General features: G+C 43.8%; 9 protein-coding genes. 1 reads left to right on the top strand and 8 read right to left on the bottom strand.

What is annotated here, in order from left to right; translation table 11 throughout:
- Window positions 1–44: 44 nt before the first annotated feature.
- The 4 genes from ACMXI2_RS02610 to ACMXI2_RS02595 all read right to left on the bottom strand — a co-directional run bounded on the left by ACMXI2_RS02610 (window position 45) and on the right by ACMXI2_RS02595 (window position 7,031).
- On the bottom strand, window positions 45–614 hold the full coding sequence (locus tag ACMXI2_RS02610) for an RNA polymerase sigma-70 factor (RefSeq protein ID WP_483780169.1): 570 nt from the start codon (window positions 612–614) through the stop codon (window positions 45–47).
- A gap of 278 nt (window positions 615–892) precedes the next feature.
- Entirely contained in the window at window positions 893–1,462 is a 570-nt protein-coding gene (locus tag ACMXI2_RS02605; protein WP_483780168.1) for a hypothetical protein, read from the bottom strand.
- 17 nt (window positions 1,463–1,479) lie between these two features.
- Window positions 1,480–5,991, bottom strand: coding sequence for a DUF6443 domain-containing protein (locus ACMXI2_RS02600; protein ID WP_483780167.1), 4,512 nt, complete (start codon window positions 5,989–5,991; stop codon window positions 1,480–1,482).
- Between the two features lie 29 nt (window positions 5,992–6,020).
- On the bottom strand, window positions 6,021–7,031 hold the full coding sequence (locus tag ACMXI2_RS02595) for a hypothetical protein (protein WP_483780166.1): 1,011 nt from the start codon (window positions 7,029–7,031) through the stop codon (window positions 6,021–6,023).
- A gap of 603 nt (window positions 7,032–7,634) precedes the next feature.
- Between ACMXI2_RS02595 and ACMXI2_RS02590 the strand changes: the two genes are divergently transcribed.
- Window positions 7,635–10,943 (top strand): hypothetical protein, encoded by a 3,309-nt coding sequence (locus ACMXI2_RS02590; protein ID WP_483780165.1) that lies wholly within the window; start codon window positions 7,635–7,637, stop codon window positions 10,941–10,943.
- Between the two features lie 268 nt (window positions 10,944–11,211).
- On the opposite strand, the gene ACMXI2_RS02585 is transcribed toward ACMXI2_RS02590, so the two are convergent.
- The 4 genes from ACMXI2_RS02585 to ACMXI2_RS02570 all read right to left on the bottom strand — a co-directional run bounded on the left by ACMXI2_RS02585 (window position 11,212) and on the right by ACMXI2_RS02570 (window position 17,881).
- Window positions 11,212–11,367 carry a hypothetical protein gene (locus tag ACMXI2_RS02585; RefSeq protein WP_483780164.1) on the bottom strand — a complete coding sequence of 52 codons (156 nt, stop codon included), beginning with the start codon at window positions 11,365–11,367 and terminating at the stop codon, window positions 11,212–11,214.
- Between the two features lie 208 nt (window positions 11,368–11,575).
- Complete coding sequence (locus ACMXI2_RS02580; protein ID WP_483780163.1) at window positions 11,576–13,051, bottom strand: glycoside hydrolase family 32 protein; 1,476 nt, start codon at window positions 13,049–13,051, stop codon at window positions 11,576–11,578.
- Window positions 13,052–13,069: 18 nt separating this feature from the next.
- Window positions 13,070–14,788, bottom strand: a complete 1,719-nt coding sequence (locus ACMXI2_RS02575; protein ID WP_483780162.1) for a RagB/SusD family nutrient uptake outer membrane protein — start codon at window positions 14,786–14,788, stop codon at window positions 13,070–13,072.
- 18 nt (window positions 14,789–14,806) lie between these two features.
- Window positions 14,807–17,881, bottom strand: a complete 3,075-nt coding sequence (locus ACMXI2_RS02570; RefSeq protein WP_483780161.1) for a SusC/RagA family TonB-linked outer membrane protein — start codon at window positions 17,879–17,881, stop codon at window positions 14,807–14,809.
- Window positions 17,882–17,889 lie beyond the last annotated feature (8 nt).

Below are 17,889 nucleotides of genomic sequence, written 5' to 3'. Positions count from 1 at the left end.
TCAATATCTACTAAAGGAAACAAAAATATTTTCCGGACGGGGTATCAGCGGGAAGATTTCTTCAGCTGCACATTCAATACCCTGGCGATTTTAGCGAGGGCAACGGCCAGCTGGTTATCAATGGTTTTAACAGACACATTCAGAATTTCGGCTATCTCTTTATACTTCAGGCCATCTTCACGGATCAGCTTAAAAATGATCTTGCAGCGGGGCGGCAGTCCTTCGATAGCGGCCTCAATGCGCGAAAGCATCTCTGCCGTCAGCAACATCTGTTCGGGGTTCTGATGCGGACTTGCCAGCTCTACAGACAATTCATCAATCGTGATAGCAGATTGCTTCTTTTGTTTGAGCAGGTATTTCAGAGATGTATTTTTTACGCTTACATACAGGTATACCTGCAGGTTATTCACGTTTTCCAGCTGCTGGCGGCGTTCCCAGAGGCTGATGAACACGTCGGACACCACTTCTTCCGCTGTTTCGGCAGACTTTACAAAAGAGGTGGCAAACTTCAGCAGTGGCTTATAGAAGTACAGGAACAGTTCCCTGTACGCTACCTCGTCGTCGTATAAGCTGATACGACGCTGCCATTCCTTTATATCATTCGCGTGGAACATAAAGTGAAATGTGGTTTGCTGCTTCTGTGGACAAAGTAAAGAAAAAAAATGATGCGGTGAGGCAGGTGGGGGGTGATAAAAAGGTTTTTGCATTTATGCAAGCTGACAATAAGGAATTGATTTTTAAGTTTATGAGGACTACTACCGGGGAATGTTGAAAAAGCTTCCTTATTGATAATATTATTCAAAATACCAAGGCTAAAAAAGCCTTTAACTCATAAAATACATAAGCCGCAGGCAATGCCTGCGGCTTATGTATTTTATGACACTACTAATTTTTAGTGTGCAAATTCATTAAACGCCATAGTTTCTATCTTTGTATTATGGCTATCAACATATTGAACTCGCGTTGCCATAAAAACAAATCCATCAGTCACATAAGCCCCTAACTGCTTTCTTTGGTTATTGATATACAAAGTATCCCATAATCTCACTTTATCTATAATATTTCTTTCAATCCCTGCCTTTTTTTCAACATCATCACTATCAATGTTAATTAACTCCATATCCCATTCCCCTGTCGCATTATTCCTATAAGCATAACTCCCCTTATCGCTTATAAGTAATCCACGATAATTTCCCCAACCAGGATTAAATCCTTCCAACACAATACAATCCCGTAATCCTGATAGCTGTATCCCGTTTTTCTTATATAGTTCTTCCCTACCCTTACTACCAAAATTGATAATACTTATATAGTCTTTCTTATCACTGATTTTTATATCATAATAAGACTTTTGATTTTGGTACACCTGTTTCATTAAGCTATTATCACGGCCTCCCATTGGTACTTTACATGACATTCCCAATAGCATTAATCCTATGTAAAATATTAATTTCTTCATCATTGGTTTTAATTTTAAAATCACCACCCTGCAGGCATCCAATTCGGTTTTATAGGTTGGTTCTTTCTGTTCAAAAGCCGCGGCGCGGCCCCTCCTAACGGACTTCCTGATGGATCTACAGCAGACCTATAATACTCTCTAATTGGCCATCCATTGGCCGCTCTAATTTGATTTTCTTTATAGGATGCTTGCCATTCATCCCGTGCTAACCCATTATATACACCTGATGGATATTGCTTATCATATAACAATCCTCTGTTAGCATCTCTAGCATGGAACATTTCATGTGCTAAATTTGAGATCGGATTATTATCCTGTTTGCCTCCTAATACCCATACATTAGCTCCTTTAGGGTCCCAGGTTATCTTTCCTCCAGCACCACCAGCTACAGGCTTTAATGCGGATATTGATGGATCAGCTGACAGATGAGCAGCATATGCACCAGCAGCTTGAGTACCATTGGCAACAAAGTTATTAACACCGTTCCCGCTCTCCAATGAAAATTTATTATTTGAAGTGCTTAATTCATCAACAAGTCCTCGCCCTTCCTTCCCACTCATTCCAATTCTGCCTATAGCAGCAGATGCTTGTTCTACAAACTTATCACCACCTTGATATCGATTTTCAACAGGAAGACCGCTTTCAGCATCTACACCAGTAGAATAAAAACCATAACCACCTCCTGAAGTATAACCATAATGTAATCTCTGTCCAGCGCCAGTTGTCACAAATACACTATCACCATTTATATCTACATTATTTATCGGATTATTAGCTCCATATTGGTATGGAGACATGGTATTATACTTTTCAGCATAGGCATCTTGTGTGAAAAAACGACCTATCTGTGCGTCATACATTCTTGCTCCGTAATCATACCACTCTAATCCACTTCCATCTCCAAACTCCCCACTCTGTAATTCCTTTCCATTATACTTTAATCTGTTCTCCGCATAATTCGATCCTTTCAACGCATTCGAACTAATCCCTGCCATCGTCAACCCAAATGGATAATAATGTGTCTCTTCCAGCAAGGGACCTGAATTAACCCCTAGCAATACATTATCAAAAAACACTTCCTGGGTTCCCTCATTGCTGGTATATACATACAGGAACCCGGATTTATCTATCACCATCTTATCCTGGCTGAGCGTCTGCAGCTGATCCGGCTCCGCTTTTACCTGCTTTACTCCACTATTCGCGTCCACTAATTTAAACTGATCGTCGAATAGTACAAAATTAAGATAGGCTTTAGGCCTGTTATTATCCGGCTGATCAGCCTCCTTTTCTTTCAAACGCCGGTAATCGTTATTATAAAAGTTGCTGTTAAATGGTGTCTGTTGAGCCGCGGCACCTGCACCATGTGCACCTGCCTCTGCTGATCCTCCATTAAAGGCCTGGACCAGGTCTGCCAATATGTTTTCTGCATTGGTTGTTCCATCCTCCTTCTCCTTAGGTCCACCGGATTTATAAAACGCTTTGGCGCTGAGCTGAATGGTATCCCCTGCCATGACACGTAACACAATGGAGGGACCTATTTTCTTGCCAGTACCGGTTGCAGTTAGTTTTGCAACAGAAGCATTCTGCCCGGCGCTTTCATCCACCGGGTAGCCGACAGGCTTATCGGCGCGTGTATTGTCAACATTGCTGAACAATGCTGTTTCAGTAGCGGCAGCCGGCGCTTCCATCGTGGCAGCATACATAGAAAAGTCCGTTTGCTCTGTTAATACCATGCGGGTATTTCCCAGGTGATCCTTTACAAAATAATCGTACTTGAACGCCAGTGGTTGTCCTGCCGCAAAAACAGCACGTACCCGACCTTCCTCATGACCTAAAAACTGCAGGGTGTCATTCTGATACACAAAACCATCTATATAATCTGTGGTAGTAACTTTGGCTGGAGTAACTGTATTATCGGTAACGATTTTTTTGAGCTTGCTCCCCATAGCATCATACTGGTATTTAATCATTCCCTTTCCGGTGATCGTAATACTCTCAGGCAGGTTCAGGTGATTATAACTGATGACAGCAATATTTTTATTATTGTCTTTTGTCAGGTTGCCGTTCGCATCGTAAATATAATCCGCTGTTTCATTATTGGTTATTTCTTTAAAATCACCTAACTGGCTTTGGGCATTATTCTTCCGATCAGTAACAAAAGATAATTTATTACTGCCGGCATTATAACCATATTTAAGGCTGTCAAGGGTTTGTATGGTCACCCCATTCATGCCCATCTGGTTCATGGACTGGATATTACCGTTAGCATCATACGAAAGCCCGTTTACAGAAAAATTCTTCTGGTCGCTAGTCCAACCAGTGCTGCCAGTGTTTTGCTGGGTAAAATCGGCTTTTGTTAAGCGGTTCACTTTGTCATAACCATATCCATAAGCCCTGGCTATTCCATCCCCACGGCTTTTCCATTTAGTGCCGGCAATATTGCCATTGAATTGAGAACTGGTGAACCCATAATCATAACTCAGGTCCTGACCAAACCAATTAGCAGTGCTTCCTGCGGTTGGAATGAAATCTTTATTGATGCTCTTAAGCCATCCACGAATATTGTATTCATAATTCAGCGTTTCCAATTGGGTGCTGGTTCCCGTAACTCCCAAACGCTTTCTCTTTAACTGTCCTAACTCATCATATTCATTAGCAACAATGGTTCTTTCCAATGCGACATCATCACTTAACCGCTTCTTTATATTGAGCAGGCGCCCGCCGGCATCATATGCCATCATAGTCAGCACAGAAGTCTGTGACGCTGTTCCACTGCGCAGATTGCGGTGACGCAGGTAACTACTTAGCAGCTTGCCGTTAAAGTCATACAAATTAGTGACGACATCTAGTCCACCACTCATGTTATCCGATATTGACTGGATTAAACGTCCTTTATCATTGTAATGATTGGTCGTAGTAAGCCATTGATTAGTGCCCAATACCCGTACTTTGGTTCCCGTAACCAGTCCTTTTATCATCGTGCTGGCCACCGCCGGCAAAGCTTCTGCATATGGGTTACTTCCCGCTTGTGGTTTGGTGATATCCCCGCCAACATAGCTTTGCTTACCCGTGAAACTATAATCTTCATAAAAAGTATAGGTCAATGGGGTTAATGCGCTCACCGGAATATTTGGTAGCGGGTTGGAAACTGTAACACTGGTATTACCATTGGTAGCAGCCGCATTGATCTCAGCTGTTATTTCTGCTCCGGTTCCGGAATCGAAACCATTTTCAAGGGTAATGCTATTGGTAGCCTGGTACAGTAAACTACCATCATGAGCAGCCAACACCAGATCAGCAGTCCCAGGAAAAGTATAAGGGATAGACTGTGTATTACCGGTGGCGGTATTCATTGTGGCCTGCAGCACTTCCCTGGTGCTGGCATTATTATACAGCGCCGTCATGGTAGGCCGGTTCAATACATCATAGAAGGTGACCAGCCAGTTTATCCCTTTCATGTTGCCATCCCGGGAAAAGGCCAGCCTGTCCCTCACATCATACACCATCTCAGTGGAATCAGCACCAGGTACTTTCTTGACAATCATACGGCTGCGGCCATCATAACGATAAATAAAACAAAGCTCTGCTGCAATGGCGGTACTGATAGTCCAGTTACTGATGATGGCCTCCACCGCTTTCGGAGGAATCACAAAACGCAGATTACCCAATTCATCATAAACATAATAAGTACATAACCAGCCCACATGCCCGGTGCCGGGTATGGTAGCTAACTGTATTTTCTTTAATACAATCCGCCCCTCCTTGTCCTTGTATTCCACCACCTGACCGCCGGCTTCATCAGTAGTGATGGTCTTGAATAGCTGCCCTGCAGCATATATACGGCCGGCACCACTGGTAGGAATAATGCCACCCACCGCAAAATCCCAGATACGTACAGAATCTGACAGCGCATTTATCAGGTACTGATTAGCTAGCGGGCGGTTACCACCTCTCTCCACGGTAGCCGCATCATTCTTGGCCCAACTGTTACCAGGAGCATATGTTTTCATTACGCGATTCAGCGGCGAAGCTTCGTAGTCGACTCGATCATAATACACACTTTCTCCTATCGCACCGGGTACCAGGGCAGCGTTCTGGTAAAAAGCTTTCTGCGCATTAAAAGGGTCTGTTTTGAATTTACCATCGCTGGTATTCCCGCTTTGCTGCACGTAGTGCAAATATTTAAACTGCTCCCGGCCAAAAGCGTCGTATACAACAGGGCTCACCATGTCTTTGCCAGAAACGCTCAAGCCTTTTGATACGGTTTGTAACGGACGTCCAAGTCCATCAAAATATTGAGTTGCCTGCCGCACCTCTGTTACAGGCCGGCTGGACGAGGCTACATAGGACGTATCAGTAAGCGGGGCAGCTGGCTCCCAGGTACGTACGTAATTAATCGTGGTATTGGTATAGGCACCCGGTACGGTAACCGGGGCAGCAGCTGGCCGGGCTGTGACATCCGGTTTATTCTGCTGTGCATGCAGTGTTACTGCAAAAACCAACAACACTATAATGAGATAAAATTTATGCATAGTGCTACTTAGTTCAATAGGGATAACAACTAATTTTTCTTCTTCATTTCCATCTTTAACGTCTCCAATTCGGCGCGCTGTGCAATACTCTCTTTCCTCATTTCAATCATATACAAGGTCAGCTCCTCTATCTTCTGCAACAGTTTCTTATTCATCTCTCCCAAATCTAATCCGTCGTTCTCTACCTCTCTGGCCGAAGGTATCTCCGGCAAATGCCTGTTGGCTTTGATAAAACACTCTACTTCCTGTAATGCAGGTAGCTTATAGTCCGGATGAAACACAAAATCTGCCCAGCTTCCCTGGGTTACTTTCATCCTTTTCGCACCAATAGTGCCTTCCACTGCAAGCTTATAACTGCCTGGAGTCGTAGTTCCAATTCCAACATTGCCAGCACTGTTGATTGTCATCCTGATGGTAGCAGCAGCACTCAGTCTCCCTGTTTCAAAATAGAGGTTACTGCCGGCATTTGCTGCTGAAATATGCAGATCACTGTAACTTTCAATCACGTTTTTCTTACGATATTCTATCACAGGAAATACGGTACTCGCGCTTCCGATATACAATAATGAATTCGTAACACCCTTATTTTCCAACCTGACAAAATTATCCGCAGTACTATCGGGGGTTTCAACGCTTAATCGCGCGCCCGGCGCAACTGTCCCAATCCCGACATAGCCATTGGGCTTAAAGACCATCCAGGGAGACACGTTGGCAGCATCTGCCGTAGTATTTCCGCCTATGTAAGCATATGTAACAGTGCCATTAAGCCCTAAAACACCAAAGGAGGCAAGTTTCCCCGCACTATTGTACGATATTCCAAATTCCCTGGCCCATGTGCCGGTGAAGTTAATATCCATATTAACCCCGTATGGATAACCGGTAGGGTTAGTAAGCTTAATATTCCCTGCATTTACATGCAACAACGCCGATGGCGAAGAAGTGCCAATCCCCACATTGCCTGTTGATGGAAATAAATTTTGGGAGGTGGCGGTTAACGCACATAGGAACAACATAACAATGTTGAGAAAAAATAATTTCATAGATATATATATATTTATTTCATTTACAAACAAAATTCAAATTTGTCTCTCTTGATTCGATATGTCCTGGTTCCGTTACCGAAATGCCAGTCTCATATTCCTGAACGGGATAAAAAACTATTTAGTTCGATTAAGGCCGGTGGATTTAAGAAGGGTTGCGTTAACAATACATTGAACATCTTCATGGGTACAGAAAGTTTACTAAAGGGCTAAAAGTTGTTTAATTCAACGATAAAATTTCAAAATAAAAGTACATACAATTCATCATATTCTCAAACAACAGTTGAAAATAAAACACTTCACGATTCAAAGCAGCCAGCATACAAATTTGCAAGCGTGTTAGCAAGTTACCAACGCCGCACTGAATATTAAATTTATATGAATTTGGATTCTTTGAAAGGAAATAACTATTTTCACCACAAATTATAATCCTAACCGTTAGCCTATACTAATTATGAAATATATACGCGTTAACCAACGTTACCCCTTGTTCTTTGGGCTAAATAATTAAAAGCTCTTTAAAGTATTCAAGTTCTTTTCACAAACCTGAATGTTAGCACAGCTAATTTATCATGAAATAATAATATCATACTTATATTATCTATGAAGAAGATTCTTACGAATTTATTTAGTTATTTACTTTTCCCATTTTTACTGAACGCACAATCTGAAGCTGTAACTTTACCTAAGTTGATTACCCCATCACCAGAAGCTGCTTCCATAACAAAGTACGGCATATATCCAGTCAGCCTGTTCACCGGTCTTCCCTCGATCAGCATTCCCGTTTACAATATCGTAGTCCGGAATTTCACGCTGCCCATCTCATTTGATTACCACGCCGCTGGTATAAAGGTAGATGACTATGCAAGCTGGGTAGGAATAGGCTGGAGTTTAAAGGCTGGTGGTGCCATCACCAGAACCGTAATGGGTGTTCCGGATGATGACTCCTATGGTTCATTTTACTATCCGATTAAAAGGGAAAATGCCATTACAGGCGATGACTACAACGCTCTGATTGATATCACAGATAGAAAGAGGGATAGCGAACCCGATATCTTTTATTATAACGTTGCTGGTCTGTCTGGAAAATTTGTATTTGGTCCCAATAAGGAAATAAGGTCCATACCGCATAATAATCTGAAGATTAACTACAGTGGCGGCATTTTCTCTATAATTGATCATAATGGCACTACCTACTGGTTTGAGAAAAAAGGCACTAGCAGTTCATATCCCGAATTCGGTGGAATAAAGTATTGGCCTGTTACAAGCTGGCTGTTAACCAAAATTATTCTTGATAACAAAGTAGACACCATTTCATTTGATTATGTAGGATATAATCAGGGAAGACGGCAAACAATTGATTATAGCCTTTCATTGGGAAGAGCCCCCAGACTCGTACCCATGTCATGTCCTGATGGCACTTCCGGGTGCCAATATGTGAGCTTTAGCTCATCATTTGTTCCTGTAAGAAGCATTAATTACCAGGAGTTTGAAGACTACTATCCCAGTAAGATTACTTTCCCAGGTGGCAAGGTCAGGTTCGTTGCTGGAAAAAATGAACGCCTGGATTTTGGGGGACTAATATTAGATTCCATTATTGTGGAAAACAATACCAGGCCAGTAAAGAGAATGGCATTGACGCACGATTATTTTTATTCAGATGAAGGTTACAATTTCTTTGCTTCCATCCGGGATAAATATCGTTTAAAACTAACTGGAGTGAGCGAAGTGGGCAACAACCAGGATTCGGTACTACGGTATAAAATGGAATACGAAGAACAATACAAACTGCCTCCACGAATGAATTGTGGCATTGACTGGTGGGGATATAGTAATGGTCATCCGGAGAATCAACAACTAATTTCTCTCGATGAGATGGGAAGACAGTATAGTTATTCAGATATTATAGGTTATACCACAACCTCCGTAATAAATCCGGCTGCCAATCGCGAGCCGGATGAAAATAATATGCGGGCAGGAATATTAAAAAGGATTTACTACCCGACAGGCGGATATACAGATTTCGAGTTTGAAGCCAACCGCATTCTGGCGCCTAAAACAGAGAGTGATCCCGGTGGAAGCTATTTTATAGCAGCGAAGAAGGACGATCCTCCTAATGTCACTTACAGAACAGTTGAATTTATATCCCCCGCTACAATTGGCATAAACGATCCACTGCCCGCAGAATTAAGATTGATCATTCCCTTATGGACAAATGCCACGCAACCTTATGTCCTATTTGAAAATTTAACAACCGGGGCGTCTGTAAGATATACTACTGTGGCTGGGGAGCAGGTTTCCCGGACAATTAGAGTTGCCTTAACAGCCGGTCAGAAATACAAAATAACAGCGAATATTTATCCTGATCCATCAGACCCCAATGATGATACTGATGACGAAGTTTTAGTGACACTTACCTGGGCTGGCAGAGGGACTCACCAAATAACAGTAGTGCAAAAAGGGCCCGGTCTAAGAGTAAAAAGTATTAAATCGTATACTGCCGAAAGCAAATTAGCAAAACAGGAAGATTATAAATATGGAGAAAATGAATCAGGCAATGGCAACGTTAGCTTTATTACCTCTTTATTTCAAAGCCGTACCTATGAACAAAACTATACTTTTTGCTGGACAGCTTCGGGATTTGATCCGAAGATACATTCCCAACCATATTCCAGGTTGGAAATACTTAGCAAACCAATCTTTTCATATTCCGACATTGGAGGTAGCAGTATATTTTACCCTATTGTTACTAAGTACGAAATAGGCGAAGGAAGCGACAATGGGAAAACGATTTATAGGTATGATTATGAATTAGATGAAAAAATCGATGCTCATTACCCGGACCCTCAGTTACTTGTCAGCGCTGGCTGGAAGAGTGGTAATTTAATATCTGAAAGCACCTATAAGAAAAAAGATAATGTATATCAATTAATATCAGAAACAAAAAACACTTACCAAACATATTTCTTTGATACTACCTATGGTCTTAAAGTAAGACAGAAAATAATATACACAGCCGGAAGGAATTGTATTAATGAAGGGCTGCCCGGTGGATACAGATTCAATGATGATTTTGGCTATTTTGAATATCCCGTCGTTTCCGGTGTCAAGAAATTACTAACCTCTGTCAGTAAAACCTATACGGATAACAATGATAGTTTATCCTCGACCACCAGCTATAGCTATCAGAACTTGTTACACCTGCTACCCACCACTATCGAAACGTTAAACAGCAAGGGAGTCGCATTGAAAAGTATTTTCAAATATCCCCAGGATAAAGCAGGCATAACGGGTATGTCTGCTCAGGAATCCGTCGCAGTAGATTCATTGGTAAGCAAAAACATGATAGAGAAATTAGTCGAAAAAGAGGAATACGAAAATAATATATTGGTCCAGAAAGCACATTACGAATATAGCATTTGGGGTAGCACCAAATACTTAGTTGCTCTAAAAAAATTCAAGCTAAAGCTAGGTAGCGCCTCCTCTGAAGATCGTTTTGAAATAATTGATTATGATAAATTTGGAAATATTCTGGAACAATCTAACAGTAATAACATTCATGAAGTATATCTTTGGGGTTATAATGACCTTTATCCTGTCGCTAAAGTTTTGAACAGTAGCTACCCAGTCGTAAAATCTCTAATCAACCCCACCATAACGCAAAATCCGGTTAGTGATATTGTATTACAGACCGAACTTGACAAGCTACGCAACAGTAGCACTTTAAGTAGCAGTTTCATTAGTACCTATTCTTATGCTCCGTTGTTAGGATTGTCAGGTACAAAAGATGAAGCCGGAAGAAACATCTATTATGAGTATGACGGATTCGGAAGACTGAAGTTAATAAAAGATCAAAATGGGAAGATTCTAAAGTTGATTGACTATCAATATCAACAAGCACTAAATAAATAATATTTAATTGTGACACTATCTCAAAACTATATTTTAATTAAAATAAATAATAATTTGAGATAGTGTCAACTTTTACCATGTTATTTACGATATTTAATATATAAGTCTATTACTTCTCGCATACTTCTCAGATACTTCTCAGATACTTAGGACTCGTCTATGCGTCGTACTCCCTATACAGTTCCTATACACTCCCTATACACTCCCTATACACTCCCCATACACTCACCATACACTCATAATACACTTCCAATACACTCCCCATACACTATGAATACTTTGCGAACCCACCGATTCCGGCATAAACCGGCAAAAAGCGGCAAAAACGGCGGGTTTGTTTTTCCCTGGCTTCGTCAATGCATACCTTCGTATCGTACTCCGGAATACAACCCTGCATGATCAGCAGGAAAAGCTTAACAGGCATAGCTACAGAAATTGCCTCTTTTTAAATCAAAGTACTTTACTACGATGCATTCGCACGAAATATGAGCAGGAACACTATAGTGAAATATCACAATGGTTTCAAACCATTTGCCTTTCGGAGGGTAAACAAAGAACTGGGAAAGCAACCGGCATAAAAAAAGCGCCGGACTCAAAAAAGAGCCGGCGCCTGTCTATAAAACAACTCCCCCTTACTTACTCAGATCCCACGCTTTCAATGCATTCAACTGCACATCTCCGTTCTCCGCAAACACCGCAAACCCCGTAGCCGTTTTATCCGGGAATATTAAAGTAGTGAGCACTTTTTCCCCGTCGTTTACAAATACTTCTACAGACGATTTATCCACCAGCACCTGTAACCTGATTTTATTGTTAGCAGGCGGAATGCTTACGTGTTGTACATCTTTTCCATCACGGATATATAGTTCATTCCGTTGTACATTATACCCCACAACTACCTGCTGTGTTATTTTAAAGCCAAAATCAGCGGCGGTGCCAATGGTGAACTCAGCATCCACCCAATTGGTATTGGTATTAAAACCTTTGCTACTGCTCAACTCCAGCGCTTTGCTATTAATCGTTTGCGCTTTCAGTGTTAGTTTTTTAGCCGCAGGTAATTTATGAAGATAGGTACTGATCGCTGCAGATGGCTGCTGGAATAAACGTATACCCGCTGCCGTAGTTTTCAGTTGCAGATCCCGTGGAATCGACATCTGCCCCCGCCACGGTGAGGTAGGCGTTTCAAATGGCATGAGCCAGCCGATCATCATTTGCCGGTTGTCCGGCAGATGATTGTAGGGAATGGCGGCGTAAAAAGTTTTGCCGTAATCCACAAACAGCTGGCTTTCCGCCTTGTTATCATTGGTGAATGTTTTGCCGTCGAAGTCGCCGGTAAAATACTGCATGCCGGTAGCGGCGTCGGGGTTGCCGGAAGATATCATCAGCAACCATTTCTTTTTTGCAGGATTACCGTCTACATACAGGGGCGTTAAAGATGGGCACTCCCATATTTTACGGGTATCGCCCTGGTTGCCGAACTCGCTCAGCAGCTCCCAGTTTTTCAGGTTTTCAGATGAGTAGAACTGTACTTTATGTTCGGCAGGTACCGCTACTGTCATGAGCCATTTGTGCTGGTCTTCCAGCCAGATCACGCTGGGATCGCGGAAATCCTTCTTCTGAATATCTACTACCGGGTTGCCGCTATAGTTGGTGTAGGTTAAGCCGCCATCGTTACTAAAGGCAATAAATTGTGATTCCTTTTGCTGCTTTGGCTGATCCGCCGTATAAATAGCCACAATGGGGGCCTCCCCATTTTTACCAAAACCGCTGCTGTTATGTTCGTCCAATACTGCGGAGCCGGAGAAGATCCAGGTGGTGGTATCTTTCTTTTCTATTTCCGGAATAGCTACCGGCAGGTGTTTCCAGTTAATCAGATCCTTGCTGGTAGCATGCCCCCAGCTCATGTGGCCCCACTTGTTTTCAAATGGATTGTGCTGGTAATATAAATGATACACCCCATCTATATAGATCAATCCATTGGGATCGTTCAGCCAGTTTTTGGGCGCTGTAAAATGATACACGGGGCGCCATTGCGGTGTAGCCTCCTGAGCGTGTAGCCATCCGGGTAATAATCCTGCCAGTAGTATGGAAAAAAGCTTCTTCTTCATAACAATGATATTTAGTTTTTACCAGCCGGTGTTTTGTTTATATAACCCTTTGCTGTAGTTAATCTGGTTTAATGGTATAGGCAGGTATTCGTCCCTGCCTTTTTTGAAGGAAGCATCATTCAGATGAGCCCGGCGTGTTTTTTCCACGGCAAAATAAGCATTGAGATAATCTGCCGCAATACCCCAGCGTACCAGGTCGAAGAACCGGGAGCCCTCCATCGCAAATTCCAGCCGGCGTTCCCAGCGTAAAGCCTGCCGCGCAAACTCGGTGGACCAGGTACAGTTAACACCCGGCTGATAGGTATTCATTTTATAGCTGGATGTAAAGGTACCATTTGCCTGTTTTAGCAAGCCGGTGCTGGCAGCCGCTCTTCCCCTCACCTGGTTGATGAGTGGCAATGCTTCTGCAGCGCGTCCCAGTTCTATCAGTGCTTCTGCTTTAAATAACAGCACGTCGGCATAACGGATAATTTCCCAGTTTTTGGAACTGGACATAAAAGGCGGCACCTTCTGAAAAGTAGCATCGCCGGGCAACACCGCTTCTTTGAGACTCAGGTAACTACCATATACTTCCGGCGCACGGGCCCAGGCACGCTGATACATAAAAGCGGGATCGTATTTGTAAGGATGCCCGGGAATGGCCACAGTATGGTCTAAACGCGGATCAAAGGTATGAGTATGAAAATCCGCTTCCGTGGTAATGTTCACATTATTGAATGTTTCAAACATCGGGAGCCCGTTGGCGCCTGTTTGAAAAGCATTCACCAGGTTACTGCTGGGCGAATGAAAACCGCAGCAACCATAGTCCTGGTTCATCGGGTAATCCAGTGCATGTCCGTAATCAAGGCGGCCTTTAGGCGTTCCGTCATCTTTTGAATACTGGATAGCGAAAAGGGACTCCGGACCGTTTTCACTTTTCGACAGGAAGTTATTTGCATAATCAATAGCCAGCTGGTATTTACCGGAGGCAATCACTTCATCACACAGGGTATTTACCTGTTGCAGCAGGGAAGCATCAATACCGGTCACATTGTTATTTTCATCCTGCTTATAGGCTTCATACAACAAGGTTTTAGCCAGGTAGGCCTTTGCCGCGAATTTATTGGCTCTCCCTATTTGCGGTTGTATATCGGGGAGATGGGAAGCGGCAAAAGTGAAATCATCTGCGATCTTCGTCCATAGTTCCACATTGGAATAAGTGCGGTTGGAAATGGTATCGTAGGTTTCCTTTGGCGCATTTTCATCGATGTAAGGAACATATTTGAATAATGTTTTCAGCAAAAAATAATAGTGTCCTCTCAGGAACTTCATCTCTGCCTGCCGTACTACCTTTTCAGGAAATTCGGTTTCAGTGGCTTTGTTTAGGCGTGCCAGCGCATCGTTTACACGGCCAATGCATACATACAGACGAAACCACACCAGATCGGAGGAGCCGTTATCCACCCTGTTCAGGGAAAAGGTTTCGTAAAAGTGGTAGTCGCTGATATCGCCGGCGCCGTCGCCGCCTTTATACGCATCGCCACTGCGGATGTTGCCGTAAGGCCACATGCTGGAATATGGAGCGGTATAGTGATCATTACCCAGCGAAGCATAGGCGGCGGTCACCATTTTTTCAAGATTGGCCGGCGAGTTCAGGTCGTCGCCTGAAATAACGCCCTGTGGCGTTTGATCCAGGAATTTGCTGCATGCGCCGAGCAACAGGCAGCTGAGTAAAAGAATATATTGTGTGTGCTTCATGGTGGCTGTGTTGTGTGTTTAAAAAGACAGGTTTAAGCCGATCGTGCCAATCACCGGAATAGGATATGCGTTGTTGGGATTCTCCGGATCGGTGGCGGTAAAACCTTTGTTCTTTAACGTGAGCAGGTTGCTGCCCTGCAGATATACCCGTGCTGTTTGCAAACGCTTGCTGAACAGGTGCTGGAAACTATATCCCAGTTGCAGGTTCCTGAGTTTGAGATAAGAGCCTGATTCCAGGAAATAGGTTGATGTCCGGTTTTCATTGTTACGGTCTACCAGTGTGAGTGCAGGAATGGAAGCGTTTGGATTTTGCGGTGTCCATGCATCCAGCGTACGTGCGCCCCAGTTAGTTCCCGGCCAGATGGAAGAGAAGTCGGTGTATGTTTTGTAGGTATTATATACCTGGATACCTTGTATTCCCTGCAGGAAGAAGGTCAGATCAAAATGTTTATACTCCAGCGTTACATTCAGTCCGTAGGTAAAGTCGGGATCTCCTTTGCCGATATAGTCGCGGTCTTTATCATCAATAACGCCGTCGCTGTTCAGGTCTTTATACCGGATGCGGCCCACGCCTTTCCCGATTTGCGTGGCATAGTCATCTACTTCTTTTTGTGAGCGGAACAATCCATCTGCCACGTACCCGAAGGTGGAATTAATAGAGTGTCCGAGGATAGTTTTATCCTGTCCGTTGCCGGGATAGGAGGTAAGTACTTCCGGCGGCAATTTGGTAATCTTATTGCGGTAAGTGGCTACGTTACCGGTAACGGTGAGCGCCAGTCCGGGTGCAATGTTGCCGTTATACGACAATAATACTTCCAGTCCTTTATTTTGCATAGAGGCGCCGTTCACGAATTTGGTACCGCCTTCACCGATCACTGCGAGGTAAGCCGGGCTGATAAGGATATCGGATGTCTTCTTAATAAAATAATCTACGGAACCGCTAAGGTGATTATTAAACAAACCAAAATCTATTCCGGCGTTGGATTCCATCGTGCTTTCCCATTTCAATGCAGGGTTGCCCTGCTGGATCAATGTATATCCGGACGACAACTGGCCCGAACCCGCACCACCAAGATCATATGCGCTGCCGCTGTCGAAATCCCACGTAGGATCTATACCATAAATAGCGGAGTATAAAGTATAGGTGGCGTTATTGGCAATTTCCTGGTTGCCCGATCTGCCCCAGCCATAGCGGAGTTTCAGATCCGACAGGAAAGGGAGATTTTGTTTGATGAAATTTTCTTCGCTCACGCGCCATCCGAGAGATACCGCGGGGAACATCCCGAAACGGTTTTCTTTACCAAAGCGGGAAGAGCCATCGCGGCGCAGGGTAACCGAAGCGAGGTATTTATTATCGTAAGAATAGTTTGCCTTACCAAAATAAGATAATAACGTATAGCCGCTACCGGTACCTCCGTTATCTTTATTGGAAGATCCTGCATTCAGGTAGGCATAGTCGATATTCTCCAACGCGTACCCTTGTCTGCTGGCGTAAAAATTCTGCGCCATGTATTTAATCTGTTCCGCTCCCAGCAGGAAATCGAACCGGTGCTTCTGCAGGGCTACGTTGTAAGTGAGTGTGTTTTGCCATACCCAGTTACCATTATAATCCTGTGAAGTTTGGGAGAAGTTGGACGGATCAGAAAGGAACCCGGAAGTATACGATTTACGCAGTGTACGCTGATAGGTACCATTATAATCTATACCATAGCTGCTTTTGAAGTGGAGGTTTGGAATAATTTCTATGTCGGCATATACGTTACCGAATAAGCGCAGGAAATTACTTTTGTTTTGCCGGTTATCTTCAATGAGGCGCACGGGATTCTGCCGGTCGGTCATGCCAGGTGCGGGGCCACCCCAGCCGCCATCAACGGTATGTACCGGCACTACCGGTTGTTGTACCAGTGCCGCAAAAAGAATGTCGGTGGCAGGCACCAGCGCATCCCTGATATAGGTAGCAGAAAGGTTCTCTCCTATTTTCAGCCGGCCTTTAAAAAAGGAATAATCCGTATTAAAGCGGGCGGTTATTTTCCGTTGCTGTGTTTCTTTTACAATGCCTTTGTTATTGTACATGCCTACCGAAAAATAGGAGTTCCCTCTTTCGTTGCCGTTGGCAATGGACACGTTGTAGGTTTGCAGCAGGGAGGTTTGTGCAATCTGGTCGTACCAGTAGGTATCGGCCGGCTTCATGGTTTTGGCTGCATCAATAAATTCCGGCAGGTTAATTTTATTAAGTACCGGGTTGTTAAAGTCGCCGTTCCAGTCGTACTGATAGATCTGGTTGTTGTTGGGATCGGTGCGATCATTCACGGCAGCCTGCCAGTAGGCGCGGCCGCGGCCTTCGGTGTTCAATGTTTTTAATTTGGTACTGTAATCCTGCAAAGAAGCAGATACATCTGCGGTGATGCGGCTGTAGCCTTTCTTGGCTCTTTTGGTAGTAACAATGATCACGCCGTTTGCCGCACGGGAACCATAGATGGTAGCAGCAGAAGCATCTTTTAATACCTGGATGGATTCAATATCATTCTGGTTCAGTTCCTGCAATCCTCTTTTGGTAGGGATACCATCAATTACATACAGCGGATCGTTGTTGCCCAGTGTACCGATACCGCGGATACGCACCGTGGCATTGCTGTTGGGATCGCCGTTGGAGGTAATGAATACGCCGGGAACGCGCCCCTGCAGGGCTTTCACCGGGTTGCCGAGCGGAATGTCTTTTATTTCGCTGACATTCACTACTGATACGGCGCCGGTAAGGTCCGCCTTTTTCTGTGTCTGGTAACCGGTTACGATCACCTGGTTTAAGTCGGTAGCATTATCTTCCATTTCTACGGACATATTGCCTTCGGCAGCTTTCAACGACAAAGGCTTCATGCCTATATAGGAGAAGTTGAGTACCTCCCCTACGGCAGCCGGCAGTGTGAATTGCCCGCTGCCATTGGTAATGGTGTTCCTGTTGCCCGCCTGTACGGTTACTCCGGGCAAAGGCGTTCTGTTTTGTTTACTGGTAACGGTACCGGTGATGTTCCGTTGCTGTGCAATGGCAAAGAGGCCAAACAGCAACATCGGTAATAAGTAAAACAACTTTTTCATAATGGAAT

This window comes from Chitinophaga sp. G7 BAM 1005, from assembly GCF_057126945.1.
This window is presented reverse-complemented; position numbering and strand designations above follow the sequence as displayed.

Coding starts and splice junctions, on each gene's coding strand:
- ACMXI2_RS02590 (WP_483780165.1), top strand. CDS start 7,635: ATGAAGAAGATTCTTACGAATTTATTTAGTTATTTACTTTTCCCATTT.
- ACMXI2_RS02610 (WP_483780169.1), bottom strand. CDS start 614: ATGTTCCACGCGAATGATATAAAGGAATGGCAGCGTCGTATCAGCTTA.
- ACMXI2_RS02600 (WP_483780167.1), bottom strand. CDS start 5,991: ATGCATAAATTTTATCTCATTATAGTGTTGTTGGTTTTTGCAGTAACA.
- ACMXI2_RS02580 (WP_483780163.1), bottom strand. CDS start 13,051: ATGAAGAAGAAGCTTTTTTCCATACTACTGGCAGGATTATTACCCGGA.
- ACMXI2_RS02585 (WP_483780164.1), bottom strand. CDS start 11,367: ATGCCTGTTAAGCTTTTCCTGCTGATCATGCAGGGTTGTATTCCGGAG.
- ACMXI2_RS02570 (WP_483780161.1), bottom strand. CDS start 17,881: ATGAAAAAGTTGTTTTACTTATTACCGATGTTGCTGTTTGGCCTCTTT.
- ACMXI2_RS02595 (WP_483780166.1), bottom strand. CDS start 7,031: ATGAAATTATTTTTTCTCAACATTGTTATGTTGTTCCTATGTGCGTTA.
- ACMXI2_RS02575 (WP_483780162.1), bottom strand. CDS start 14,788: ATGAAGCACACACAATATATTCTTTTACTCAGCTGCCTGTTGCTCGGC.
- ACMXI2_RS02605 (WP_483780168.1), bottom strand. CDS start 1,462: ATGATGAAGAAATTAATATTTTACATAGGATTAATGCTATTGGGAATG.